General features: G+C 59.2%; 26 protein-coding genes. 19 read left to right on the forward strand and 7 right to left on the reverse strand.

Going from position 1 to position 23570, the window contains the following annotated elements:
- Positions 1-6: 6 nt before the first annotated feature.
- A complete protein-coding gene (locus tag AB4N64_RS28815; protein ID WP_460120722.1) occupies positions 7-1836 on the reverse strand; it encodes a hypothetical protein in 1830 nt (609 codons plus the stop codon).
- A gap of 157 nt (positions 1837-1993) precedes the next feature.
- Between AB4N64_RS28815 and AB4N64_RS28820 the strand changes: the two genes are divergently transcribed.
- From AB4N64_RS28820 to AB4N64_RS28830, 3 genes are all read left to right on the forward strand, one after another.
- Positions 1994-2482 (forward strand): TIGR00645 family protein, encoded by a 489-nt coding sequence (locus AB4N64_RS28820; protein ID WP_175378846.1) that lies wholly within the window; start codon positions 1994-1996, stop codon positions 2480-2482.
- A 113-nt stretch (positions 2483-2595) separates the two neighbouring features.
- Positions 2596-2907: a DUF6482 family protein gene (locus AB4N64_RS28825; protein WP_460120723.1), complete on the forward strand. Its 312-nt coding sequence runs from the start codon at positions 2596-2598 to the stop codon at positions 2905-2907.
- Positions 2908-3027: 120 nt separating this feature from the next.
- Positions 3028-3645: an FKBP-type peptidyl-prolyl cis-trans isomerase gene (locus AB4N64_RS28830; protein ID WP_460120725.1), complete on the forward strand. Its 618-nt coding sequence runs from the start codon at positions 3028-3030 to the stop codon at positions 3643-3645.
- Between the two features lie 140 nt (positions 3646-3785).
- On the opposite strand, the gene AB4N64_RS28835 is transcribed toward AB4N64_RS28830, so the two are convergent.
- The 3 genes from AB4N64_RS28835 to AB4N64_RS28845 form a co-directional block, all read right to left on the reverse strand.
- On the reverse strand, positions 3786-4043 hold the full coding sequence (locus AB4N64_RS28835; RefSeq protein ID WP_460120727.1) for a PA4570 family protein: 258 nt from the start codon (positions 4041-4043) through the stop codon (positions 3786-3788).
- A gap of 204 nt (positions 4044-4247) precedes the next feature.
- Positions 4248-4589 (reverse strand): zinc ribbon domain-containing protein YjdM, encoded by a 342-nt coding sequence (locus AB4N64_RS28840; RefSeq protein ID WP_460120729.1) that lies wholly within the window; start codon positions 4587-4589, stop codon positions 4248-4250.
- A 102-nt stretch (positions 4590-4691) separates the two neighbouring features.
- Entirely contained in the window at positions 4692-5660 is a 969-nt protein-coding gene (locus AB4N64_RS28845) for a polyprenyl synthetase family protein (RefSeq protein ID WP_460120731.1), read from the reverse strand.
- Positions 5661-5899: 239 nt separating this feature from the next.
- On the opposite strand from AB4N64_RS28845, the gene rplU reads away from it, so the two are divergent.
- The 5 genes from rplU (at position 5900) to AB4N64_RS28870 (ending at position 9662) form a co-directional block, all read left to right on the forward strand.
- The gene (gene rplU / locus AB4N64_RS28850; protein ID WP_003176051.1) at positions 5900-6214 is read left to right on the forward strand and encodes a 50S ribosomal protein L21; all 315 of its coding nucleotides are present in this window, start codon (positions 5900-5902) and stop codon (positions 6212-6214) included.
- A gap of 35 nt (positions 6215-6249) precedes the next feature.
- The gene (rpmA, locus tag AB4N64_RS28855; RefSeq protein ID WP_003176049.1) at positions 6250-6507 is read left to right on the forward strand and encodes a 50S ribosomal protein L27; all 258 of its coding nucleotides are present in this window, start codon (positions 6250-6252) and stop codon (positions 6505-6507) included.
- A 195-nt stretch (positions 6508-6702) separates the two neighbouring features.
- Positions 6703-7926 carry an Obg family GTPase CgtA gene (gene cgtA / locus AB4N64_RS28860; protein ID WP_460120733.1) on the forward strand — a complete coding sequence of 408 codons (1224 nt, stop codon included), beginning with the start codon at positions 6703-6705 and terminating at the stop codon, positions 7924-7926.
- Positions 7927-8066: 140 nt separating this feature from the next.
- Positions 8067-9185 carry a glutamate 5-kinase gene (gene proB / locus AB4N64_RS28865; RefSeq protein ID WP_460120735.1) on the forward strand — a complete coding sequence of 373 codons (1119 nt, stop codon included), beginning with the start codon at positions 8067-8069 and terminating at the stop codon, positions 9183-9185.
- A 12-nt stretch (positions 9186-9197) separates the two neighbouring features.
- Positions 9198-9662 carry a CreA family protein gene (locus AB4N64_RS28870; RefSeq protein ID WP_460120737.1) on the forward strand — a complete coding sequence of 155 codons (465 nt, stop codon included), beginning with the start codon at positions 9198-9200 and terminating at the stop codon, positions 9660-9662.
- 117 nt (positions 9663-9779) lie between these two features.
- Here AB4N64_RS28870 and rpsT read toward each other — a convergent pair whose 3' ends face one another.
- Positions 9780-10058 (reverse strand): 30S ribosomal protein S20, encoded by a 279-nt coding sequence (gene rpsT / locus AB4N64_RS28875; RefSeq protein WP_368555431.1) that lies wholly within the window; start codon positions 10056-10058, stop codon positions 9780-9782.
- A 252-nt stretch (positions 10059-10310) separates the two neighbouring features.
- Here rpsT and murJ point away from each other — a divergent pair, with 252 nt between their 5' ends.
- The gene (gene murJ, locus AB4N64_RS28880) at positions 10311-11849 is read left to right on the forward strand and encodes a murein biosynthesis integral membrane protein MurJ (RefSeq protein WP_460120739.1); all 1539 of its coding nucleotides are present in this window, start codon (positions 10311-10313) and stop codon (positions 11847-11849) included.
- Here murJ and AB4N64_RS28885 read toward each other — a convergent pair.
- Complete coding sequence (locus AB4N64_RS28885) at positions 11817-12071, reverse strand: hypothetical protein (RefSeq protein ID WP_460126901.1); 255 nt, start codon at positions 12069-12071, stop codon at positions 11817-11819. The genes murJ and AB4N64_RS28885 overlap by 33 nt on opposite strands.
- Here AB4N64_RS28885 and ribF point away from each other — a divergent pair.
- Genes ribF through ispH form a run of 5 tightly spaced genes read left to right on the forward strand, consistent with a single transcriptional unit; the run spans position 11979 to position 17679 of the window.
- Positions 11979-12917, forward strand: coding sequence for a bifunctional riboflavin kinase/FAD synthetase (gene ribF / locus AB4N64_RS28890; protein ID WP_460120740.1), 939 nt, complete (start codon positions 11979-11981; stop codon positions 12915-12917). The two genes, AB4N64_RS28885 and ribF, sit on opposite strands and share 93 nt — an antisense overlap.
- Before the next feature lie 13 nt (positions 12918-12930).
- Positions 12931-15762, forward strand: a complete 2832-nt coding sequence (ileS, locus tag AB4N64_RS28895) for an isoleucine--tRNA ligase (RefSeq protein ID WP_460120742.1) — start codon at positions 12931-12933, stop codon at positions 15760-15762.
- On the forward strand, positions 15755-16267 hold the full coding sequence (lspA, locus tag AB4N64_RS28900) for a signal peptidase II (RefSeq protein ID WP_460120744.1): 513 nt from the start codon (positions 15755-15757) through the stop codon (positions 16265-16267). The genes ileS and lspA overlap by 8 nt, the downstream gene beginning before the upstream one ends.
- Before the next feature lie 7 nt (positions 16268-16274).
- Positions 16275-16712, forward strand: coding sequence for an FKBP-type peptidyl-prolyl cis-trans isomerase (gene fkpB / locus AB4N64_RS28905; RefSeq protein WP_460126891.1), 438 nt, complete (start codon positions 16275-16277; stop codon positions 16710-16712).
- A 19-nt stretch (positions 16713-16731) separates the two neighbouring features.
- Positions 16732-17679, forward strand: coding sequence for a 4-hydroxy-3-methylbut-2-enyl diphosphate reductase (gene ispH / locus AB4N64_RS28910; RefSeq protein ID WP_460120746.1), 948 nt, complete (start codon positions 16732-16734; stop codon positions 17677-17679).
- 1 nt (position 17680) lies between these two features.
- On the opposite strand, the gene AB4N64_RS28915 is transcribed toward ispH, so the two are convergent.
- On the reverse strand, positions 17681-18199 hold the full coding sequence (locus tag AB4N64_RS28915; protein ID WP_460120748.1) for a GspH/FimT family pseudopilin: 519 nt from the start codon (positions 18197-18199) through the stop codon (positions 17681-17683).
- Positions 18200-18327: 128 nt separating this feature from the next.
- On the opposite strand from AB4N64_RS28915, the gene AB4N64_RS28920 reads away from it, so the two are divergent.
- The 5 genes from AB4N64_RS28920 to AB4N64_RS28940 are packed head-to-tail and all read left to right on the forward strand — an operon-like array spanning position 18328 to position 23560.
- Positions 18328-18801, forward strand: coding sequence for a GspH/FimT family pseudopilin (locus tag AB4N64_RS28920; RefSeq protein ID WP_460120749.1), 474 nt, complete (start codon positions 18328-18330; stop codon positions 18799-18801).
- On the forward strand, positions 18798-19247 hold the full coding sequence (gene pilV, locus AB4N64_RS28925) for a type IV pilus modification protein PilV (RefSeq protein ID WP_460120751.1): 450 nt from the start codon (positions 18798-18800) through the stop codon (positions 19245-19247). Before AB4N64_RS28920 ends, pilV begins: the two co-directional genes overlap by 4 nt.
- Complete coding sequence (locus AB4N64_RS28930) at positions 19244-19969, forward strand: PilW family protein (RefSeq protein WP_460120753.1); 726 nt, start codon at positions 19244-19246, stop codon at positions 19967-19969. Before pilV ends, AB4N64_RS28930 begins: the two co-directional genes overlap by 4 nt.
- Positions 19970-19980: 11 nt before the next feature.
- Positions 19981-20463 carry a pilus assembly PilX family protein gene (locus AB4N64_RS28935; RefSeq protein ID WP_460120755.1) on the forward strand — a complete coding sequence of 161 codons (483 nt, stop codon included), beginning with the start codon at positions 19981-19983 and terminating at the stop codon, positions 20461-20463.
- Positions 20450-23560 carry a pilus assembly protein gene (locus AB4N64_RS28940; protein WP_460120757.1) on the forward strand — a complete coding sequence of 1037 codons (3111 nt, stop codon included), beginning with the start codon at positions 20450-20452 and terminating at the stop codon, positions 23558-23560. Before AB4N64_RS28935 ends, AB4N64_RS28940 begins: the two co-directional genes overlap by 14 nt.
- Positions 23561-23570: the final 10 nt, after the last annotated feature.

The following is a 23570-nucleotide window of genomic DNA, read 5'->3' on the forward strand; positions in this document are numbered from 1 at the left end:
GCAGGGCTACTGGACTGCGTTGGACGTGTCAGCCTTGTCGAGCTTGACCTCAAAGCCGTATTGCACGGTGGTGAGGTCGGTGCGTTGATAGGTCTCCAGCCGCGTCGGCTGGCCGTAAAAATAATGCACGCCAAACAGCGCCGGGCCTTGCGCGCTCGCGTCATGGCTGACCGATAGAATTTCTTTGAGATAGTGGCCGGCGTCATCCTTGGCAAAAAAACGCCAGTCCTGAGCGGGAAACTGCTTGAGGTCCACCACCAGTGCATTGCCTTTCAGCTCCAGGCCCTTGGGGAGCGCCTGAGTGTCGATGGTCTGTTTGTCGATCGTGGCCAGGAACAGCGGCATGGAGCCCACCGCGTAAGCGGGCGTTTGCGCGAACAGGTTCAAGTCATAAGTAATGGTGCCGCTCAGAGGGTCGATCTGATACGCCTCTGACGGTAGCTCGATCGGCTCGTCGCGTTTGCCACTGCTGTCCTCGGTAAAAAACGTGACAGGGCTGTCGCCAGGGTTGAAGGACGCACCCAACAACTCATCGTTGAAACTTGGGGTGTGCTCGAACTCGATGCGTGCAGCGCCAGGGTCGTCGACCGATTGCCGGATGGTGACACTTTTCTTCAGTTGATCCTCGCTCAGCGTCGCGCCTTTGAGCCAGGTAGGAGCGTGATCGTCATAGACCACGACCGGTGGCGTCAACGGCTGGACAGCTTTGGCCGTGGTGTGCGGATCGAAACGCTGGATCGGCAGGTCGAGTTCCTTGCGGGTGACCGTGGCCTTCGAGAGGTCGAGCACGCTGACTTCGAGGCGCTCCACAGGCCCGTTGAAATACACCCTGGAATACAGGTTTTTCTGTTGCTTCTCAAAGGCGTGTTGCTCGTCTTCGAGTTGCTTTTCAAAGGCGTCGCTCCAGGCTTTTTGCTGCTGCATTTTTGCCAGTTGTTTCTGGTAGAAGGCAATTTGCGCGGCGCTCTGGTTGATTGAACCAGCTCGTGAAAGAAACTGTCCGCTGGCGTCCCGGGCCTGGACGATCAAGGGGTTGATCAGGATCTCGGCAAGCTCGGGTGCCAGTGGAGCGCTGTTGCTGTATTCGATTTCGGCGTAATTGTGGGTCAACTTCAGCAGCGTGACGTGGAGATTGTCGTTGTTGCGAGTCTGGCCGATGTCCTTTTGGCTCAGGTCAAAACTGTAGAGGCGGCGCGGTACGATCACTTCCACTGTGCCTTGCAGGCTCACGGGCTGCGGCTGATGGTTGTTTTGCACCTCAAGGCCATCGATGAAGGGGTAGGTGACGGTAAGATCGTCGGGATTGGTTACGTTTGAACTCGACGGGCTCAATTGAATACCCGGGTCGGTTTCCGACCATTCCGGTTGAAATGCGATGACCCGCTTGTTGCTCAGGGTCACCGACTGCCATTGCGTTGTGTGGGGAAAGAGAAACCCGGCGGGAATGTCGAAGTTGAAGGGGAACAGGGGTTGCAGATCGGTCAGGTAATCGGAGCTGGAATCCTTGTGCAGCACGATCAAGCCGTTAATGTACGTGTCGACCAGGGCCTGGGGCGTGGGATAGTGCTTGAGCACGGCCAGCACGTCTTCGCCGTATTCGGTTTCCACGGGCTTGCTGTCGAGCTTGAGTTGCGCCCGCTCAAGCAGTAACAGTGAGCTGCCCAGCTCGGTCACGGCCTCCTTGAGCTTGGGGTCTTGAATCGCCTCCAGGGACGTTTCGAACTGTGCAGTCTTTTCTTCGAGGCTGACCTGGGATTTATCCTCGCCGGGTGAGCATCCGCTCGTCAGCAGGGCCAGACACATCCCGAGGCTCTTCAACGGCAATCGCCCATCCATTCCAGTCTTCCTGTCTGATATCACTGCGCTGTCATGGTTTGGACACTAGCAGAAAAACCTTGTCATACACGTGCAGGTCGCGGATTTACCGACGGTTTCTGGGTGTAACAGGTGGCTGGTATACTCGCCGCCATTTCCAACCCATGTGTGAGATTCAATGGAACGTTTTATCGAAAATGCAATGTACGCCTCCCGCTGGCTGCTGGCGCCGATCTACTTCGGCCTTTCCCTCGGTCTGCTGGCGCTCGCGCTGAAATTCTTCCAGGAAGTCTTCCACGTCATTCCCAACGTGTTCTCCATGGCCGAATCGGACCTGATCCTGGTGTTGCTGTCGCTGATCGACATGGCGCTGGTGGGTGGTTTGCTGGTGATGGTGATGATTTCCGGCTACGAAAACTTCGTCTCCCAACTGGACATCGACGACACCAAGGAAAAGCTCAACTGGCTGGGCACCATGGACTCGTCTTCGTTGAAGATGAAGGTCGCGGCTTCCATCGTGGCGATTTCCTCGATCCACCTGCTGCGTATCTTCATGGACGCCAAGAACGTCGATCCCGAGCATCTGATGTGGTACGTGATCATTCACATGACCTTCGTGGTCTCCGCGTTCGCCATGGGCTACCTGGACAAGGTCACCAAGCACTGATCGCCAGCGCCACCGCTCGAACCGGACAAGCGGTGGCGCATTGGGCTTGTACTTTGATGTTCTGACGCCTATGCCTGTATGAGTATTGTCTCGCCAGTGCGTGAGGTGCATTCATGAACTTTGAAGAGCTACATGCTTATGCCATCGCCGGAAAAGTCCAAGAGCTGAACCTGCTTTCGCTGGAAGGCGGGATCTACCTGATCGAAGCGCGCATGCACGGTGCGGCGTACCCGCTGAGCGATGCACGTGGCCAGATGTATCACCTGCGCTCGATAGAGCACGCGCGTGAGGTACTTCGCTCCTTTCCCGACCTGCCACTCAACCTGGTGCACACTTCGGTCCAGGATGAAATGTGCGGCATGGCGCCCGGCGAGGAGGAATGCCTGAAGGTGCCGCTGGGCTTCGGTTCCGCCTGGCATCACTGACACGCTTCATCCGTGCAACGACATCTGTGCTAGTCTGCTGGCCCTTTTTGGTTCCGGGCGCTCCGGGTTGGCCGTGCATGCGCGGCAGATTCCGGGTCGTCCGCACAGCGGAGCAGTGTCATGTCCGAAGTAAATCTGTCCACCGACGAAACCCGCGTCAGCTACGGCATTGGCCGTCAGTTGGGCGACCAACTGCGTGACAACCCGCCGCCGGGCGTTAGCCTGGACGCGATCCTGGCGGGTCTGACCGACGCGTTCGCCGGTAAGCCAAGCCGAGTAGGTCAGGAAGAGCTGTCCGCCAGCTTCAAGGTGATCCGCGACATCATGCAAGCCGAAGCAGCCGCCAAGGCTGAGGCAGCGGCGGGTGAAGGCCTGGCTTTCCTGGCTGAAAACGCCAAGCGTGATGGCATCACCACCCTGGCTTCCGGTCTGCAATTTGAAGTGCTGACCGCAGGTGAAGGCGCCAAGCCATCCCGTGAAGACACCGTGCGTACTCACTACCACGGCACCCTGATCGACGGCACTGTGTTCGACAGCTCCTACGATCGTGGCCAGCCTGCAGAGTTTCCGGTAGGCGGCGTCATCGCCGGCTGGACCGAAGCGCTGCAACTGATGAACGCTGGTAGCAAATGGCGTCTGTACGTGCCGAGCGAACTGGCTTACGGCGCTCAAGGCGTTGGCAGCATTCCGCCGCACAGCGTACTGGTGTTCGACGTCGAGCTGCTCGACGTTCTGTAATACCCGCTAACTGTAGGAGCGAGCTTGCTCGCGATGGTCGCCAACGATAACGCCGGGCCTCTGACAACCAGCGGTGTCCGGACTACCATCGCGAGCAAGCTCGCTCCTGCAGGTACAGGTACAGCGTTCAGCGAGGTGTCTCATGGATGAAACCTGCCGCTGAGATCACCCGCCGGGCGCAACGCCCGCGCATAGCAGAACAGAAACAGGTTACGCACCAGTTCCTTGAGCACCACCGGCTCGCTGGAACTCAAGCCGTTGACGTCCAGGTCGCCCTGATCCTGCAGCTCGTTCAAGGCTTCTTCTTCAAGCACCGCACAGACTTCCCCGGTTTCCCGATGCAGGATACGCAGGTAGGGGTGTGGACGGTCCAGCCAGGCATCGATCAAATAAGTCATGGGGCTCATCTCCATTGATGGGTTTCAATGAGAATAATTCTTATTCAAGAAATAGCAAGAGCCTATTGGCGGTTTGTGCTTTTTTGCGGGTAAAGATTGTGTCAGGTCAACACGGCTGGCGTTTGGCTATTGCGAGCAAAGGCTGGGCGAGGGGGGAGGGCGAAGCACCATCCCACGCCTGGCGCGGGATGGAATACAGCAGGTTCAGACTTTTCTGACGAACTCGGACTTGAGCTTCATCGGGCCGATGCCATCGATCTTGCAGTCGATATCGTGATCGCCATCGCACAGGCGGATGTTCTTGACCTTGGTACCGACCTTGACCACCAGAGAGGTGCCTTTGACCTTCAGGTCCTTGATCACGGTGATGGTGTCGCCGTCCTGCAGGATGTTACCTACCGAATCCTTTTTCACGGCGTCATCGGACACCGTTTCTGCTTCGCCACTGGCGGACCACTCGTGGGCGCACTCCGGGCAGATCAGTTGGGCGCCGTCTTCGTAGGTGTATTCGGAATTGCATTTCGGGCAGGGTGGCAACGTGCTCACTAAGGCTCCTTAGGTTCAGGATCGCTAAAAAGCGCACATTGTATAGGGTTTTTCGTGATTCCTGTAGGAGCGAGCATGCTCGCTCCTACAGGACAGAAAAGATCAATGCGTACGCGCGACCGCAAACTCGCTCAGTTCTACCAACGCATCGCGATATTCGCTGGCTGGCAGGGCCTCGAGGCATTTGATTGCACGGGCCACGTAATCACGAGCGAGTTGGGCGGTGTAGTCCAGCGAACCGGAGGCTTCCACGGCTGCGCGGATGCTTTCCAGGTCTTCGATCCCGCCTTTCTGAATGGCTTGACGCACCAGGGCTGCCTGTTCCGGCGTGCCTTCGCGCATGGTGTAGATCAGCGGCAGGGTCGGCTTGCCTTCGGCCAGGTCGTCGCCGACGTTCTTGCCCAGGGTCTCGGCGTCACCTTTGTAGTCCAGCAGGTCGTCGACCAGTTGGAAGGCCACGCCCAGGTGGTCACCGAACGTGCGCAAGGCTTCAGACTGTTCTGGCGTTGCCTCGCACAGGGCCGCAGCACTGTGGGTGGAGGCTTCGAAGAGCATCGCGGTTTTGCCGCGGATGACCTCCATGTAGGTTTCTTCGGTGGTGCTGGCGTCACGAACCTTCGACAGCTGCAACACTTCGCCTTCGGCGATGATGCGCGTGGCTTGCGAAAGAATCTTCATCACGGGCATGGAGCCCAGTTCGACCATCATTTCGAAGGAGCGCGAGTACAGGAAGTCGCCCACCAGTACGCTCGGCGCGTTGCCCCAGATGGCATTGGAGGTCGAGCGACCACGGCGCATGCCGGACATGTCGACCACGTCGTCGTGCAGCAAGGTGGCGGTGTGCAGGAACTCGATGGTGGCGGCGAGCAAGCGCAGATCGTCGCCTTCGCGGCCCAGTGCCTTGCCACACAGCAGCACCAACAAAGGACGCAAGCGTTTACCACCCGCCGAGGTAATGTAGTCGCCGATTTTCGAGACCAGCGGCACGCGGGACGTCAGTTGCTTCTTGATGATGCCGTCGACGGCGCTAAAATCGTCCGCCACCGCGCGGTAGAAAGCTTGGGGTTGCATCAGCGACAGTCGCTCCAGAAGGGTTGCGCGGCATGCTAGGACCCACGTCCGGGCCTGTCAAGGCGCGATGGACGGCCTATTGCAAGGCGCTCGTGCCTTGCGTACAATCGCGCACCCTGAACTTCCTGGGCAGCACCTGCCTTACGCAATTGCAACGGGCCTTCCAGCCCAATGCAGCCATGCCAGCCAATACCTCTTCCTATAAAGAGCTGGGTGAGCAGGATTATCGGAGAAATACCATGTCTTATGCAGTAATCGTTACTGGCGGCAAGCAGTACAAAGTCGCCCCAGGTGAATACCTGAAGATCGAAAAACTGGAAATCGCTACCGGCGAATCCGTTACCTTTGATCGCGTTCTGTTGGTTGCCAATGGTGACGACGTGAATATCGGTGCTCCAGTTGTTGCCGGCGCTACCGTTGTGGCTGAAGTGATCTCCCAAGGTCGTCACGATAAAGTCCGCATCATCAAGTTCCGTCGCCGTAAGCACCACATGAAGCGTATGGGCCACCGCCAGTGGTACACCGAGATCAAAATCACCGGTATTCAGGCTTAATTTCAGCCTAATTCCTCACTAGGAGAATTGAACTCATGGCACACAAAAAAGCTGGTGGTAGTACCCGTAACGGTCGCGACTCAGAAGCCAAACGCCTTGGCGTGAAGATGTATGGCGGCCAGAAAATCATTCCGGGCAACATCATCGTGCGTCAGCGCGGCACCCAATTCCACGCCGGTTACGGTGTAGGCATGGGTAAAGATCACACCCTCTTCGCGAAAATCGAAGGCGTGATCAAGTTTGAAGTAAAGGGCGCGTTCAACCGCCGTTACGTGAGCGTAGTCGCAGCTTAATTGCGCACTCGCTGGAAAAGCCCTGTCTCGCGACGGGGCTTTTTCGTTTGTGGGGTGAGTCTCTTGCAAAACTGTTTGTATGGGCTGTCGGCGCGCTGGATTCGCGGTCGTTGATTGAGGTCGCTGCGCTCATTTTTGCAAGAGTCTTACATCTGGATTTTTTCGGCTCGTCCGTACGGCGAGAGGCGTTTTGTTATGAAGTTTGTTGATGAAGTATCCATTCGAGTAAAGGCCGGTGACGGTGGCAACGGTTGCATGAGCTTCCGTCGCGAGAAGTTCATTGAGAACGGTGGTCCGAACGGCGGTGACGGGGGTGACGGTGGCTCGGTCTACATGATCGCCGACGAAAACCTCAATACCCTGGTGGATTACCGTTATACCCGCCACTTCGATGCCGAGCGTGGCTCCAATGGTGGCAGCACAGACTGCACTGGCAAGAAAGGCGAGGACCTGGTGCTGCGCGTGCCGGTGGGCACCACGGTGATCGATTCCGCTACCCAGGAAGTCATCGGCGACCTGACCAAGGCTGGCCAGAAGCTGTTGGTTGCCCATGGTGGCTGGCACGGTCTGGGCAACACCCGTTTTAAATCCAGTACCAACCGCGCGCCACGCCAGACCACGCCGGGTAAGCCGGGTGAGCAACGTGACCTCAAGCTGGAAATGAAGGTGCTGGCGGACGTGGGCCTGTTGGGTTTGCCGAATGCGGGTAAAAGTACCTTCATTCGTTCGGTGTCGGCCGCCAAGCCGAAAGTGGCCGACTACCCGTTCACCACGCTGGTGCCGAACCTGGGTGTGGTCTCTGTGGATCGCTGGAAAAGTTTCGTGATCGCGGACATTCCGGGTCTGATCGAAGGTGCCTCCGACGGTGCAGGCCTGGGGATTCGCTTCCTCAAGCATTTGGCGCGTACTCGCCTGCTGTTGCATCTCGTGGACATGGCGCCGCTGGATGAAAGCAGCGCCCCGGATGCGGCCGAAGTCATCGTCAGTGAGTTGACCAAGTTCAGCCCGTCCCTGGCTGAGCGTGATCGTTGGCTGGTACTGAACAAGTGCGACCAGATCCTGGATGAAGAGCACGACGCTCGCGTCAAGGAAGTCGTTGATCGCCTGGAGTGGACCGGTCCGGTCTACGTCATTTCGGCGATCTCCAAGCTGGGCACCGAGCGCCTGTGCCACGACATCATGCGTTACATGGAAGATCGTGCCGACCGACTGGCAAACGACCCTGCATACCGGGAAGAATTGGCAGACCTCGATCAGCGCATCGAAGACGAGGCGCGTGCCCAGTTGCAGGCGCTGGACGACCAGCGTGCGCTGCGTCGCAGTGGCGTCAAGTCGGTCCATGACATCGGCGACGATGATTGGGACGAGGAAGACGTGGATGATGAAGATGGTCCGGAAATCATTTACGTGCGCGACTGACGCGTTGCGATAAACTGAAGCGCCGCTCAATCGAGCGGCGTTTTAGTATCTGGAAATCGTCAGTATCTGGGATCTGGTAGACACGAATAACGTTACGGGCAGCGCCAGGTCGCGCTGCCCTCAGGCTAAGGTTGAAGATGATGCGGAGCAAGGTGACAGGTGCGCAGCGTTGGGTCGTGAAAATCGGCAGCGCTTTGCTGACGGCGGACGGCAAGGGTCTGGATCGCGCGGCAATGAGTGTCTGGGTAGAGCAGATGGTGGCCCTGCACGAGGCGGGCGTCGAGTTGGTGCTGGTGTCCTCTGGCGCGGTAGCAGCGGGCATGAGCCGTTTGGGCTGGACCGCGCGACCCAGTGCGATGCACGAGCTCCAGGCGGCTGCAGCAATCGGTCAGATGGGGTTGGTGCAGGCTTGGGAGTCGAGCTTTGCCGAGCATGATCGGCACACCGCGCAGATTCTCCTGACCCACGACGACTTGTCTGATCGCAAGCGCTACCTGAATGCCCGCAGCACCCTGCGCGCCCTGGTCGAATTGAAAGTGATTCCGGTGATCAACGAAAACGACACCGTGGTCACCGATGAGATTCGCTTCGGCGACAACGACACCCTGGCGGCGCTGGTGGCCAACCTGGTCGAAGCCGATCTGCTGGTGATCCTTACGGATCGCGATGGCATGTTCGACGCCGATCCGCGCAACAATCCTGACGCCCAACTGATCTACGAGGCGCGCGCCGATGATCCGGCGCTCGATGCGGTGGCGGGCGGTACAGGTGGGGCGCTGGGTCGTGGTGGCATGCAGACCAAATTGCGTGCGGCACGCTTGGCGGCGCGCTCCGGTGCGCACACCATCATCGTCGGCGGGCGCCTTGAGCGTGTGCTGGATCGCCTGAAGGCGGGTGAGCGCATCGGCACCTTGCTGTCGCCTGAGCGCGGCATGCTGGCGGCACGCAAGCAGTGGCTGGCCGGGCATCTACAGACCCGTGGCACGTTGGTGCTGGATGCGGGTGCGGTAACGGCGTTGTCCCAGGGCAACAAAAGTTTGCTGCCGGTGGGCGTCAAGCTGGTCCAGGGCAGTTTCCGTCGCGGCGAAATGGTGGTGTGCGTGGCGCCGGACGGGCGTGAGATTGCCCGTGGCCTGGCGAACTACAGTGCACTCGAGGCACAAAAAATCATCGGTCAGTCGTCTGAGGCGATTGTCGGTCTGTTGGGGTATATGGCTGAGCCGGAGCTGGTTCACCGCGATAACCTGATTCTGGTCTGAGGAAATACCTGAATGCGTGTGGCAAAAGGATTGTTGGGCATGCTGTTGGCAATGCCGCTGCTGGCTTCGGCCGAAGAAATTGGTCAGGTGTCGACGGTGTTCAAGTTCGTCGGTCCGAATGACCGTATCGTCGTCGAGGCGTTTGATGATCCGAAGGTCGAGGGTGTGACCTGCTACCTGTCGCGCGCCAAGACCGGGGGTGTGAAGGGTGGTCTGGGTTTGGCCGAGGATCGTGCCGAAGCCTCCATCGCTTGCCGCCAGGTCGGGCCGATCAACTTCAAGGGGCAGTTGAAGGATGGCGAAGAGGTGTTCAAGGAGCGCACCTCGCTGGTCTTCAAGACCATGCAGGTGGTGCGTTTCCTCGACAAGAAACGTAATACGCTGGTGTATCTGGTCTACAGCGATCGCCTGATCGAAGGCAGTCCGCAGAATGCGGTGACGGCGATTCCGATCTTGCCGTGGGCCAGCGCGCAGTAACCTGAACGAAAAATACTGTGGGAGCGAGCCTGCTCGCTCCCACGGTGCTCTCTATATCATCAAATCACAGACAATAAAAAACCGACCCTTGGGTCGGTTTTTTAGTGAACGCGTCGCTTAGGCAGCAGCGGCGACGTTCAGGGCCTTTACGTGGCCATTCAGGCGGCTCTTATGGCGAGCAGCCTTGTTTTTGTGGATGATGCCTTTATCGGCCATGCGGTCGATAACTGGCACAGCCAGGGTGTAAGCGGCTTGAGCTTTTGCAGCGTCTTTTGCGTCGATGGCTTTAACTACATTCTTGATGTAGGTACGAACCATGGAACGCAGGCTGGCGTTGTGGCTGCGACGCTTCTCAGCCTGTTTAGCACGTTTTTTGGCGGAAGGTGAGTTGGCCACCGTCGAGCTCCTCGAAAGACTTTTTAGGAAATAGCAAACAAAATAGGCCGCGAATCATGCCGATGAGTTGAAGTCTTGTCAAGGGCGGTTGAGACGTTCCGCTAAGTGGTAGGTATAAAGAGGCGGGAGATTTCTTTCCGGCGTTTGACCTGTAAACTCGCGAGCTTTGGCTCTGTGCTGTTGCGGCGCGGAGTATCGCACAAGTAGGCGCATTGTTCGCCTGCTGTTTATCGACAGGCGCGAACTCTTTTAATGAATCTGCTCAAATCATTGGCGGCCGTCAGCTCTATCACGATGCTTTCCCGAGTTCTGGGGTTCGTACGCGACACCCTCATCGCGCGCGCCTTCGGTGCGGGGATGGCAACGGATGCTTTCTTTATCGCGTTCAAGCTGCCCAATCTGTTACGCCGAATCTTCGCTGAGGGAGCGTTCTCCCAAGCGTTTGTGCCGATTCTCGCCGAATACAAAAACCAGAAAGGCGAGGAGGCAACGCGCACTTTCATTGCCTACGTATCCGGGCTGCTGACGCTGGTGCTGGCGCTGGTGACCGCGCTGGGCATGCTCGCCGCGCCCTGGGTGATCTGGGTGACCGCGCCAGGTTTTACCGACACGCCGGAAAAATTCGAGCTCACTTCCAGTCTTCTGCGCGTGACCTTTCCTTATATATTGCTGATCTCCCTGTCTTCACTGGCAGGCGCCATCCTCAATACCTACAACCGTTTCTCGGTGCCGGCCTTCGTGCCGACCCTGCTCAATGTCAGCATGATCATCTTCGCGGTGTTCCTGACGCCGTATTTCGATCCGCCGGTCATGGCCCTGGGCTGGGCGGTGCTGGCCGGCGGCCTGGCGCAACTGTTGTATCAACTGCCGGCACTGAAAAAGATCGGCATGCTGGTGCTGCCGCGCCTGAATCTGCGTGACAGTGGCGTGTGGCGGGTCATGAAGCAGATGCTGCCGGCGATTCTCGGGGTGTCGGTCAGCCAGATTTCACTGATCATCAATACGATTTTTGCCTCGTTCCTGGTGGCCGGTTCCGTGTCATGGATGTATTACGCCGACCGTCTGATGGAATTGCCGTCCGGCGTGCTGGGCGTGGCCTTGGGCACGATTCTGCTGCCGACCCTGGCCAAGACCTACGCGAGTCAGGACCGGACCGAATATTCGCGCATACTCGACTGGGGCCTGCGCCTGTGCTTTGTGCTGGTGCTGCCTTGTGCCCTGGCATTGGGGATCCTGGCTGAGCCGCTGACGGTTTCGCTGTTTCAGTACGGCCAGTTCAGTGCCTTCGATGCGGCCATGACGCAGCGAGCGCTGATTGCCTACTCGGTCGGTTTGCTCGGTATTATCGTGATCAAAGTGCTGGCGCCGGGCTTTTACGCGCAACAGAACATCCGCACGCCGGTGAAAATCGCGATTTTCACGCTGATTGTTACGCAGTTGTTCAACCTGATGTTGATCGGTCCGCTGGCCCATGCTGGTCTGGCCCTGGCCATCAGTGCGGGTGCCTGTCTCAATGCCGGGTTGCTGTTTTACCAACTGCGCAAGCAGCAGATGTACCAACCGCAACCGGGGTGGGCGAAGTTTGGCGCCAAGCTGGTAATCGCCGTGCTGGTGATGTCTGGGGTATTGCTGGCCGGGATGCACTTCCTGCCGGCGTGGGATCAGGGGCACATGCTCGAGCGTTTCCTGCGCCTGGGCGGGTTGGTCGCGGCGGGTGTGGTTTCGTATTTCGGCATGTTGCTGTTAATGGGCTTCCGTTTACGCGACTTCAATCGCAAGGCGTTGAGCTGAAGACTTTGCCTTGAAAATCATCGGCGGGCCGGCGGTTTTGTCGGCTCGATCACTTTGGGTTACGGTGCTGCCTGTCGTCGGCCGCCGGGTGTGGTTATAATCGACCACTTTATGAGCAAGAAGCGCGTTATGCAGCTGGTTCGAGGCCTTCAAAACCTGCGCCCCCAGCATCGGGGCTGTGTCGCCACTATTGGCAACTTTGACGGTGTTCACCGTGGTCACCAGGCAATCCTGGCGAGACTTCGTGAGCGTGCGCGCGAGTTGGGCGTACCCAGCTGCGTGGTGATTTTCGAGCCGCAGCCGCGAGAGTTCTTCGCTCCTGACACCGCGCCGGCGCGCCTGGCCCGATTGCGCGACAAGCTGCAGTTGATGGCGGGCGAGGGCGTCGATCGCGTACTGTGCCTGGCGTTCAATCAGCGCCTGAGCAAGCTCAGTGCCAGCGAATTCATCGATACCATTCTGGTCGACGGCCTGGGCGTAAAGCATCTTGAAGTCGGTGACGACTTTCGCTTCGGCTGTGACCGGGTCGGCGATTTCGAGTTCCTGCAACAGGCTGGTGTCATGCAAGGCTTTACCGTCGAAGCCGCGCAAACCGTCGAGCTCGATGGCATTCGCGTCAGCAGTACCCAGGTGCGTAATGCCCTGGCGGCCGCTGACTTCGCCTTGGCCGAGCGCCTGCTCGGGCGTCCATTCCAGATTACCGGAAGGGTATTGCACGGACAGAAACTGGCGCGCCAACTGGGTACGCCCACTGCCAACATTCAACTCAAACGTCGTCGAGTGCCGCTGACCGGGGTGTATCTGGTCAATGTCGACATCGACGGCAAGACCTGGCCAGGCGTCGCCAATATTGGCGTACGGCCCACGGTCCAGGGAGATGGCAAAGCCCATCTCGAAGTCCATCTTCTGGATTTTGCCGGCGATCTGTATGACCGGCGTCTGACGGTGGTTTTCCACCACAAGCTGCGTGAAGAGCAGCGTTTCGCCTCTCTGGAGGCGTTGAAAACGGCGATCAACGCGGATGTCGCCGCCGCCCGTGCACTAGCCGCACCTAGCGCCCATCGCTAATGAAGAGCCTTAAATGACCGACTATAAAGCCACGTTAAACCTTCCGGACACCGCCTTCCCAATGAAGGCCGGCCTGCCTCAGCGCGAACCGCAGATTCTGCAGCGCTGGGACAGCATTGGCCTGTACGGAAAGTTGCGCGAGATTGGCAAGGATCGTCCGAAGTTCGTCCTTCACGACGGTCCTCCGTACGCCAACGGCACGATTCACATCGGTCATGCGCTGAACAAAATCCTCAAGGATATGATCATCCGCTCCAAGACCCTGTCGGGCTTCGATGCGCCGTACATTCCGGGCTGGGACTGCCACGGCCTGCCGATCGAGCACAAGGTCGAAGTGACCCACGGCAAGAACCTGGGCGCGGACAAGACCCGCGAACTGTGCCGTGCCTATGCCACCGAGCAGATCGAAGGGCAGAAATCCGAATTCATCCGTCTGGGCGTGTTGGGCGACTTTGCCAACCCCTACAAGACCATGGACTTCAAGAACGAGGCCGGTGAAATCCGTGCCCTGGCCGAAATCGTCAAGGGCGGTTTCGTGTTCAAGGGCCTCAAGCCGGTGAACTGGTGCTTCGACTGCGGTTCGGCACTGGCCGAAGCGGAAGTCGAGTACGAGAACAAGAAGTCCTCGACCATCGACGTGGCATTCCCGATTGCCGACGAAGGCAAACTGGCTGCCGCGTTCGGCCTGCCGTCGCTGGCCAAGCCGACTGCCATCGTGATCTGGACCACCACCCCGTGGACCATCCCGGCCAACCAGGCGCTGAACGTCCACCCGGAATTCACCTACGCCCTGGTCGATATCGGCAGCAAGCTGCTGGTGTTGGCCGAAGAGTTGGTCGAGGCGTGCCTGTCGCGCTACGGCGTCGAAGGCTCGGTACTGGCCACTGCACCGGGCTCGGCGCTGGAACTGATCAACTTCCGTCACCCGTTTTACGACCGTCTGTCGCCGGTCTACCTGGCCGACTACGTCGAGCTGGGCGCCGGCACCGGCGTGGTTCACTCCGCTCCTGCCTACGGCGTGGACGACTTCGTGACCTGCAAGAAGTACGGCATGGTCAACGATGACATCCTCAACCCGGTGCAAAGCAACGGCGTATACGTGCCGTCGCTGGAGTTTTTCGGCGGCCAGTTCATCTGGAAGGCCAACCCGGCCATCGTCGACAAACTGACCGAAGTCGATGCGCTGATGCACACCGCTGTCATCGAACACAGCTACATGCACTGCTGGCGCCACAAGACCCCGCTGATCTACCGCGCCACCGCGCAGTGGTTCATCGGCATGGACAAGCAGCCAGCCACTGGCGAGACCCTGCGCCAGCGTTCGCTCAAGGCCATCGAAGACACCAAGTTCGTGCCGGCCTGGGGCCAGGCGCGCCTGCACTCGATGATCGCCAACCGTCCGGACTGGTGCATCTCTCGCCAACGTAACTGGGGCGTGCCGATCCCGTTTTTCCTCAACAAGGAAAGCGGCGAGCTGCACCCACGTACCGTCGAGCTGATGGAAGAAGTGGCCAAACGCGTCGAAGTCGAAGGCATCGAGGCCTGGTTCAAACTGGACGCCGCCGAACTGTTGGGTGATGAAGCGCCGCAGTACGACAAGATCAGCGACACCCTGGACGTCTGGTTCGATTCGGGCACCACGCACTGGCACGTTCTGCGCGGTTCGCACCCAATGGGCCACGAAAACGGCCCGCGTGCCGATCTGTATCTGGAAGGTTCGGACCAGCACCGCGGCTGGTTCCACTCATCCTTGCTGACCGGTTGCGCCATCGACAACCACGCGCCATACCGCGAGCTGCTGACCCACGGCTTCACTGTCGACGAGTCTGGCCGCAAGATGTCCAAATCGCTGGGCAACGTGATCGCACCACAAAAAGTCAACGACACCCTGGGCGCCGACATCATGCGTCTGTGGGTCGCCTCGACTGACTACTCCGGTGAGATGGCGGTGTCCGAGCAGATCCTGCAACGCAGTGCGGACGCCTACCGGCGTATCCGTAACACGGCCCGCTTCCTGCTCTCCAACCTGACCGGTTTCAACCCGGCCACCGACCTGCTGCCCGCTGAAGAAATGCTGGCCCTGGACCGTTGGGCGGTGGATCGCACCCTGCTGCTGCAGCGCGAGCTGCAAGAGCATTACGGCGAATACCGCTTCTGGAACGTCTACTCCAAGATCCACAACTTCTGCGTGCAGGAGTTGGGTGGTTTCTATCTCGACATCATCAAGGATCGCCAGTACACCACCGGCGCCGACAGCAAGGCTCGGCGTTCGTGCCAGACTGCGCTGTTCCACATCAGCGAAGCGCTGGTGCGCTGGATCGCACCGATCCTGGCGTTCACCGCCGACGAGCTGTGGCAGTACCTGCCGGGCGAGCGTAACGAATCGGTGATGCTCAACACCTGGTACGAAGGCCTGACCGAACTGCCGGAAGGCTTCGAGCTGGATCGTGCGTACTGGGACCGGGTCATGGCGGTCAAGGTCGCGGTCAACAAGGAAATGGAAATCCAGCGTGCCGCCAAGGCCGTCGGTGGCAACCTGCAAGCCGAAGTGACGCTGTTCGCCGAAGACGCACTGAGTGCCGACCTGGCCAAGCTGAGCAACGAACTGCGCTTCGTGCTGATCACCTCCACCGCCAGCGTTGCGCCATTGGCGCAGGCACCGGCCGATGCCGTGGTCACTGAAGTGAGCGGCCTGAAGCTGAAGATCGTCAAGTCGGCTCACGCCAAATGCGCCCGTTGCTGGCACTGCCGTGAAGATGTCGGCGTGAATCCGGAACATCCGGAAATCTGCGGCCGCTGCGTGGACAACATCAGCGGTGCTGGCGAGGTTCGTCACTATGCCTAATGGCGTTGGTCGTTTTGGACGGCTGGGTTGGCTCTGGCTGAGTTTGCTGGTCCTGGTCATCGACCAGGCCAGCAAGTTCTACTTCGAGGGCTCGCTGAAGATGTACCAGCAAATCGTGGTGATCCCCGATTACTTCAGTTGGACCCTGGCCTACAACACCGGCGCCGCGTTCAGCTTCCTGGCTGACAGCTCCGGCTGGCAGCGCTGGTTGTTCGCGCTGATCGCCGTGGCCGTCAGCGCGGTACTGGTGGTGTGGCTCAAGCGCCTGGGGCGTAACGAAACCTGGCTGGCGGTCGCCCTGGCGTTGGTGCTGGGTGGCGCGCTGGGCAACCTGTATGACCGCATCGCCCTGGGCCATGTGATCGATTTCATCCTGGTGCATTGGCAGAACCGCTGGTATTTCCCGGCGTTCAATTTCGCTGACAGTGCAATCACTGTGGGCGCGGTGATGCTGGCGCTGGACATGTTCAAATCCAAAAAAACTGGAGAAGCCGTTCATGACTGAACAGGTATTGGCTGAACAACGCATCCGAGAGCACACCGAAGTCACTTTGCACTTTGCACTGAACCTGGAGAACGGCGACACGGTCGACAGCACTTTCGACAAGGCACCGGCGACCTTCAAGGTCGGTGATGGCAACCTGCTGCCAGGTTTCGAGGCCGCGCTGTTTGGCTTCAAGGCCGGCGACAAACGCACGCTGACCATTCAGCCGGAAAACGCCTTTGGCCAGCCTAACCCGCAAAACGTCCAGGTCATCCCGCGCTCGCAGTTCAAGGACATGGAGCTGTCGCCGGGATTGCTGGTGATCTTCAACGATGCGGCCAATACTGAACTGCCTGGCGTGGTGAAAGTCTTCGATGACGAGCAAGTGACCATCGACTTCAACCATCCGCTGGCCGGCAAGACATTGACCTTTGACGTGGAAATCATTTCCGTCACGGCGTTGTAAGCGACACACGAGGCACACCATGCAAATCAAACTCGCCAACCCCCGTGGCTTCTGCGCCGGAGTGGATCGGGCGATCGAAATCGTCAACCGCGCCCTGGAAGTCTTCGGTCCGCCGATCTATGTGCGCCATGAAGTGGTCCACAACAAATTCGTGGTCGAAGACCTGCGTGCTCGCGGCGCAATCTTCGTCGAAGAACTGGATCAGGTGCCGGACGACGTCATCGTGATCTTCAGTGCCCATGGCGTATCCCAGGCCGTGCGAACCGAAGCCGCCGGGCGTGGCCTCAAGGTGTTCGATGCCACCTGTCCGTTGGTGACCAAGGTGCACATCGAGGTTGCGCGCTACAGCCGCGACGGTCGTGAATGCATCCTGATTGGCCATGCCGGCCACCCGGAAGTCGAAGGCACCATGGGCCAGTACGATGGCAGCAATGGTGGGGCGATTTACCTGGTGGAAGACGAGAAAGACGTCGCCGCATTGCAGGTGAACAACCCGGAAAAACTGGCGTTTGTCACTCAGACCACCTTGTCCATGGACGATACCAGCCGTGTCATTGATGCCCTGCGTACTCGCTTTCCGGCCATCGGTGGCCCGCGCAAGGACGACATCTGCTACGCCACGCAAAACCGTCAGGATGCGGTGAAGACCCTGGCCGACGAATGTGATGTGGTGTTGGTGGTCGGTAGCCCGAACAGCTCCAACTCCAACCGGCTGCGTGAACTGGCTGAGCGCATGGCCACCCCGGCGTACCTGATCGACGGTGCCGAAGACCTGCAAAAGAGCTGGTTCGATGGCGTCGAACGTATTGGCATCACCGCCGGTGCTTCCGCTCCGGAAGTCCTGGTGCGCGGCGTGATCCAGCAATTGCAGGCCTGGGGTGCCACCGGCGCCGATGAGCTGGCCGGGCGCGAGGAGAACATCACGTTCTCGATGCCCAAAGAGCTGCGGGTTCGCTCGCTGACCTGATTCACCGTTCGCATAGAGCCTGCTCGGCCTTTTGGTTGCGCAGGCTGGCGCGGCCGGAGCGGGACACTACGACTTGTAGCTGACTGATCGGTTTGCGAGCATCGCAAAAATGCAACGTTCCATTTTGAAAGCTGCGATGAGTCATCAGCGGCATTCCCAAGCTACTGAAGCGTATGTAGCTCGTCACCATTTCATTCCCGACAATCGCCAGTTTGTTGCCATTCGCGTGCTCTGAGATCAGCGGGTTGTCACGGTCATCCGCGCCTTTGCCGCTCACATCGAGAATGACGCGCCAGCCTTGGCCCCAATCTCCGTCGATGCCATGGATCACCACGGCCTGACTTCGTGTCATCGCCAGCGTGCGGGCATGACGGATGCCGCTGATCAGCGAACTGGCGGCTTCCTTGCGCTGTATCGACTCAGTGAACACGGCCATCGCCGGGCTGACCCAATACAGAACAATCCCGACAATCGTCAGTCCCATAAGCAGTTCGATCAGGCTGAAACCTTGCTGGTGCATGGTATCTCCCTCCCTGGAGCGGGGTGGCGCGCGCGATCCTTGCGCGAGTAATGGCAAAACAACCGTACCCCTGTCGGTCGAATGTTCTAGCGTGTTACAGGTATAGCCGACGGCAACGGAGGGCATCGATGGATCATCGTTCAAAAGGTTTCACGCTGATCGAGTTGCTGGTCGCACTCGCTGTTTTCCTGGTGCTGATCACTCTGGCAGTGCCAATGTTTACCCGTTCGATACAAGGCACCCGGGCCGATACCGAGATGGGCGATCTGCAACGCGGTTTGAATTACGCCAGGCTGGAGGCCATTGATCGGGGGATCACCACACGCGTGCGACCGACGGCGGGCGGCACCACCTGGACGGGAGAACTGTCGATTTATGACGGTACTGGCAATCCGGCCAATGTATTGCGGGTTGTTCCTGCGATGAGCAGTGGCGCCACTCTGACGCTAACCTCAGGAGTGACCGCCATCGACTTCAACAATCTGGGCGGTCTCTCGGCACCTTCCACGGCGGTGGTGATCAACTATGTACTGGGGGCGCAAAGCAGGACGCTGACAGTGTGTTTGAACGGACGAATTCTATTGGGCGGAAGTTGCGGATGAGGGAATGGAGCAAGCGTGCACAGGAAGGCACCACGCTGATCGAAGTACTGGTCGCCTTGTTGATTTTGAGTGTCGGGTTGCTGGGCGCGGCGGCATTTCAGCTCAATGCACTGAAGTACACCGACAGCTCGCGGATGACCAGCCAGGCGAGTTTCATCGCCTATGACATGCTGGACCGCATTCGAGCCAATTCCGGCGCCGACTACACCGTAACGCCTCCGACCTCGGGCAATCCCAGTGTTGCGCGGGACCAGGACCTGTACGACTTCGCCTCCAACATCCGCAATTTCCTCGGCAGCACGGCCACCGGCACTGTCACGCTGAACCAACGGGTGTACACCATCACCATCACCTGGGACGACTCGCGGGCCGCCAAGGCTGCCGACTCCCGCCGCAGCCTTGTGCTGACCAGTCGCGCCGCCGTCGATCCGGTGGTGACGCCATGAACCGGGGGCACAGTCGTGGTTTCAGCCTGATCGAATTGCTGATCGCCCTGGTGCTGAGCCTGGTGGTGGTGCTCGGGGTGGCGCAGGTATTCATCGCGGCCAAGAACACTTACGTCAGCCAAAACGCCGCTGCCAACATGCAGGAAGATGCGCGTTTCGTGCTGAGCAAGATGATCCAGGAAATCCGAATGGTGGGGATGTTCGGTTGCGTGGCCACCATCACCGATGCCAGCTCGGGGGCTGGCTTCAGTGCGAATCAGGCCAACCCGATCAGTTGGGACAACGCCAATCTCAGGCTGACCCTGGTGACGGCCGATGTCGGAAACGGTGGAGGTACGCCGACCTGGACGGTGGTGTCCGACTGTCGAAACACGTCCACGGCGTACTCGGAAGCGCGAACGCCCGCCTTGGGGCAATTGGCGTTTCCCATCCGGCGCCTGATCTACAGCCTCAAGAACAACCAGCTCACCATGGGGGTCGGTTCCGGAATACCGAGTGCGCCCGCCCAGGCCGTGCTGGTCGACAATGTCAGCGCCTTCAACGTCAGTTTCGGCATGGCCAGTTCGGCATCCGAAGGTGCCGCGTCGAGTTATAGCAGCAACCCTTCGGACGCGGCTCGGATCCGCAGTGTGCGCCTGACGTTGACCCTCACGGATCCCAACCGACAGGTGCGCGACCAGACCTTCAGCGTGGTTGCGGCCCTGCGCAACCGATTGCCATGACGGGGCGACTGATGAATGTTCAATCCATGAACCCTGGCGGTCAACGCGGCATGGCGTTGCTGGTCAGCTTGGTATTCCTCTTACTGCTGACGCTGATCGGCATTTCGTCGATGCAGAACGCCACGCTTCAGGAAAAGATGGCCAGCAGTGTGACCTTGCGCAACCAGTCGTTCCAGAACGCCGAAGCCGTGCTGCGTATCGGTGAAAGTGTGGTGCAGATGAGCACCTTCACCCTGCCGGTGTGCAGCGGCACCACCCAATGTGCACCGCCTGCCGAATCGGCAACGCTCACCACCGCCGGGGTAAACGCGACGTCGGGCGTAACCTGGGTCGGTGTGGCCAACGGTTTCTATGGGGTACAAAACATCGGCGCCTCGCTGAACGCGGTGAACGTGCCGAGCAACACCTCTGCGACGCTCTACCGCATCACGGCAGTGGCCATCGTGGGCAACAACGTGCGCAGCGTGGTGGAGAGCATTTATGCCAAGTACTGACTCGCGCGTGCACAAGTGGCGGCAGTGGCTGTGTGGCGTTGCGGTGGGAGCGTACCTGTCGGCCCCGGTGTACGCGTTCACGCCTTCGGACTCACCTTTGCTGAGTGCAGCGGCAGTACCGCCCAACGTGATGTTGCTCATCGATGATTCGGGCAGCATGAACAACATCATTTGGGCGCCAGGTTTTGATCCGACGGCGAACCGTCCCCAAATTGCGAACTGCAATTCCAGTTTTTCGTGTTTTGGCGGCCAGAACCTGGACATGAGCGATACCAACATTGCTTTATCGAGCCTCAACCGTGGCGGTTGTTCGACCAACGGCAACTGGTTCGGCTTCTATCGAGGACTCTTGGGGCTGGGGTCAATTTGCCTGAAGCTGCCGGACCCGGTGGGGAATCAGAATACCCGTTACACGGCGAACTACCTGTCTTACCTGGTTTCACAGGCCAACGGGGCGAACCGGGACTACACCACCGGTGCCATTCCCAATGATTACCGGATCAGCGTTGCGCAGGATGTCTCGACCAGCCTCGTCAGCAACAACCGTTCGCTGCGGATCGGCCTGTCGACGTTCAACCCTCCCGCCAGCGGCAACCCAGGCCCCGGTGGATTCATCGCCCGCGGCATCAGCGACCTGTCCCCTGTCAGTGGCAGCGTCACCCAAGCGCAGGCAGACGCCAACTACAACGCGTTGATCAATTCGATCAATGGTTTGAGCGCGATCGCCAATACCCCGTTGGCGGAAACCTACTACGAGATCACCCGCTACATGCGCGGCATGGCGCCGTACTACAACTCGACGCCCACGACCTACACCAGCCCGATCCAGTATCGCTGCCAGAAAAACTATGGCGTGGTGATCACCGATGGTTTGCCGACTTACGACCGCACCTTTGCGACCAATGATCCGCTTGGGGGCAGCCGCCTGCCAAACTGGGACGGCAACAGCGCGAACGATGGCGACAATCTCAATGGAGACGGCGAGGGCGACACCCTGTACCTGGACGACATTGCCAAGTTCGCTTTCGACATCGACATGCGCAGCACTGGCACCGACGCCGCCGGCAAAAGCTGGAATGCGGTGGATTTTCCCAAACAGAACATGAACACCTACACCGTGGGTTTCACCGCTGCGAACCAGATGTTGTCGGATGCCGCGAGCTACGGGCAGGGTAAGTATTATCAGGCAACCGACAGTGCCGGGCTCAGTACGGCATTGGCCTCGGCGCTGAGCGATATCACCTCCAAAGCCGGTTCCGGAGGCAGCGGCACTACCAGCAGCGCCATTGTCGGGGTCGGATCTGCTTACTATCAAACCAGCTACGACCCCAAGGATTGGCGTGGCACGATTAAATCCTATGGTTTCAGTGCTACCGGTTCGGTGAACACCTCTTCGGTGCTCTGGACCACCGACACCGCCATCGTGCCCGGCGCCACCGCGCCGACTTATCAGTCCTGGAACAGCGCCAGCAACGCCCCTGTGGCTCTGGCTTTCGCCAATTTCGCTCCGGCGCAGCAGACGGTACTGAGCCAAGGCCTGCCCACCGGCATCACGGGCAGCGATCTGGTGGAATGGAGCAAAGGCACCAACAAGACCGGGTTGAAAACCCGTACCGTTCTGCTCGGTGACATTATCAACTCGCCCCTGGTGCTGGCATCGCCCACGGAACAAACCGCGTCCGACCTGGCGAACGACACCAGCTACAGCAACTATCTGGCAACCAAAGCCAGCAACATGAACAGCAACCTGGTGGTCAATGGCAACGACGGTTTTGTCAGTGTGATCAATGCAGGTAACGGCGCCCGGCGTTATGCCTATATGCCTTCCAGTGTGTTGCCATCTCTGCGTTACATCGCTGACACCACCTATATCAACGGTGTGAGCCACAAGTTTCTGGTCGACGGACAGGTCGGCGTATTCGACGCGCAACTGGCCGGCGCCTGGAAAACCCTGGCACTGGGGGGCACAGGCGCGGGCGGTAAGACGTTTTACGCATTGCAGCTGTTTGATGCGTCGGCGGGTAACGCGATCAAGGCGCTGTGGGAGCTCAGTGCGCCGGCTACAGCCAATACCGCAAACACTTTCAATGATCTGGGTTATGCCTATGCGCGCCCGGACGTGGCACGCTTGGCCGATGGTCGATGGGCGGCGTTCATTGCCAACGGTTATGGCAGTAACTCCGGTGTAGCAGCGCTGTATGTGGTGGATATTCGCGATGGCTCGCTGATCAGGAAGATCGTCGTCGACCCGAGCGACACCAATAACGGCCTCTCCTCGGTGAAACTCAAGGTCAACTCCCAGAATGTGGTGCAGGCCGCTTACGGCGGTGACCTGGAAGGGCAGTTGTGGAAATTCGATTTGAGCAGTGTCAGCCCTGACAGTTGGGGCGTGGCGTTTTCCGGCAAGCCTTTGTTCACGGCGGCGGGCGGTACTACTCAGCCGATCACGGCGCAGCCGTTGCTGGCCGATAACTCGTTGGGCGGCAAGGTGGTGTTTTTTGGCACCGGCAAATTCAACGAGGCCGTGGACAAGACCAACAAGGATCTTCAGGCGTTTTATGCGGTGTGGGATGCGGACGGTGGTTCTGGCCAGATCACTACGTCCAGTTTGCAGGCCCAGTCGATCACGGGCGTGTTTTCGGGAAGTTCGGGACAGTTCGTCACCACCAGTCAGAACGAAGTGATTTATCCGGGGAAAAAGGGCTGGTATCTGCCCTTGGTCTACAACAACCTTTTGACCGGCGAGCGGGTCATCAACCAGGCCGCTTTGGTGCTGGGGCGGATCGTCTTCACCACGGCGGCGGTCGATACCACGGACCCCTGCGCCAGTTTCGGAACCGGCAAGCTGATCGAACTGGATGCGTTCAGCGGTAAGATGCTCAACTACGCCGTGCTCGACACCAATGGCGACGGGGTAGTCGACAGTGCGGACATGATATCCAGCGGGGTGGTGTTCTCCGGGGGGATGCCGATGTTGAATGCCATCGTCAACGGCGGAGCGCGCAAGGTCGTGAACGACTCCAGTGGAACACCCACTACGTTGGTGGAGAAGGCCGGCGGCGGTAGCCGTCGCATCATGTGGCGGCAAATTCAGTGAGTGAGAGTTC

Source organism: Pseudomonas sp. S2_C03 (assembly GCF_054668405.1).

Bases quoted from the DNA above. Each gene is read 5' to 3' on its own strand.
- cgtA (WP_460120733.1), top strand. From the start codon at position 6,703: ATGAAGTTTGTTGATGAAGTATCCATTCGAGTAAAGGCCGGTGACGGT.
- proB (WP_460120735.1), top strand. From the start codon at position 8,067: ATGCGGAGCAAGGTGACAGGTGCGCAGCGTTGGGTCGTGAAAATCGGC.
- AB4N64_RS28815 (WP_460120722.1), bottom strand. From the start codon at position 1,836: ATGGATGGGCGATTGCCGTTGAAGAGCCTCGGGATGTGTCTGGCCCTG.
- ispH (WP_460120746.1), top strand. From the start codon at position 16,732: ATGCAAATCAAACTCGCCAACCCCCGTGGCTTCTGCGCCGGAGTGGAT.
- AB4N64_RS28845 (WP_460120731.1), bottom strand. From the start codon at position 5,660: ATGCAACCCCAAGCTTTCTACCGCGCGGTGGCGGACGATTTTAGCGCC.
- rplU (WP_003176051.1), top strand. From the start codon at position 5,900: ATGTCTTATGCAGTAATCGTTACTGGCGGCAAGCAGTACAAAGTCGCC.
- AB4N64_RS28915 (WP_460120748.1), bottom strand. From the start codon at position 18,199: ATGCACCAGCAAGGTTTCAGCCTGATCGAACTGCTTATGGGACTGACG.
- rpmA (WP_003176049.1), top strand. From the start codon at position 6,250: ATGGCACACAAAAAAGCTGGTGGTAGTACCCGTAACGGTCGCGACTCA.
- lspA (WP_460120744.1), top strand. From the start codon at position 15,755: ATGCCTAATGGCGTTGGTCGTTTTGGACGGCTGGGTTGGCTCTGGCTG.
- murJ (WP_460120739.1), top strand. From the start codon at position 10,311: ATGAATCTGCTCAAATCATTGGCGGCCGTCAGCTCTATCACGATGCTT.
- pilV (WP_460120751.1), top strand. From the start codon at position 18,798: ATGAGGGAATGGAGCAAGCGTGCACAGGAAGGCACCACGCTGATCGAA.
- ileS (WP_460120742.1), top strand. From the start codon at position 12,931: ATGACCGACTATAAAGCCACGTTAAACCTTCCGGACACCGCCTTCCCA.
- AB4N64_RS28835 (WP_460120727.1), bottom strand. From the start codon at position 4,043: ATGACTTATTTGATCGATGCCTGGCTGGACCGTCCACACCCCTACCTG.
- AB4N64_RS28935 (WP_460120755.1), top strand. From the start codon at position 19,981: ATGAATGTTCAATCCATGAACCCTGGCGGTCAACGCGGCATGGCGTTG.
- AB4N64_RS28920 (WP_460120749.1), top strand. From the start codon at position 18,328: ATGGATCATCGTTCAAAAGGTTTCACGCTGATCGAGTTGCTGGTCGCA.
- AB4N64_RS28820 (WP_175378846.1), top strand. From the start codon at position 1,994: ATGGAACGTTTTATCGAAAATGCAATGTACGCCTCCCGCTGGCTGCTG.
- ribF (WP_460120740.1), top strand. From the start codon at position 11,979: ATGCAGCTGGTTCGAGGCCTTCAAAACCTGCGCCCCCAGCATCGGGGC.
- AB4N64_RS28930 (WP_460120753.1), top strand. From the start codon at position 19,244: ATGAACCGGGGGCACAGTCGTGGTTTCAGCCTGATCGAATTGCTGATC.
- AB4N64_RS28870 (WP_460120737.1), top strand. From the start codon at position 9,198: ATGCGTGTGGCAAAAGGATTGTTGGGCATGCTGTTGGCAATGCCGCTG.
- AB4N64_RS28825 (WP_460120723.1), top strand. From the start codon at position 2,596: ATGAACTTTGAAGAGCTACATGCTTATGCCATCGCCGGAAAAGTCCAA.
- AB4N64_RS28940 (WP_460120757.1), top strand. From the start codon at position 20,450: ATGCCAAGTACTGACTCGCGCGTGCACAAGTGGCGGCAGTGGCTGTGT.
- AB4N64_RS28830 (WP_460120725.1), top strand. From the start codon at position 3,028: ATGTCCGAAGTAAATCTGTCCACCGACGAAACCCGCGTCAGCTACGGC.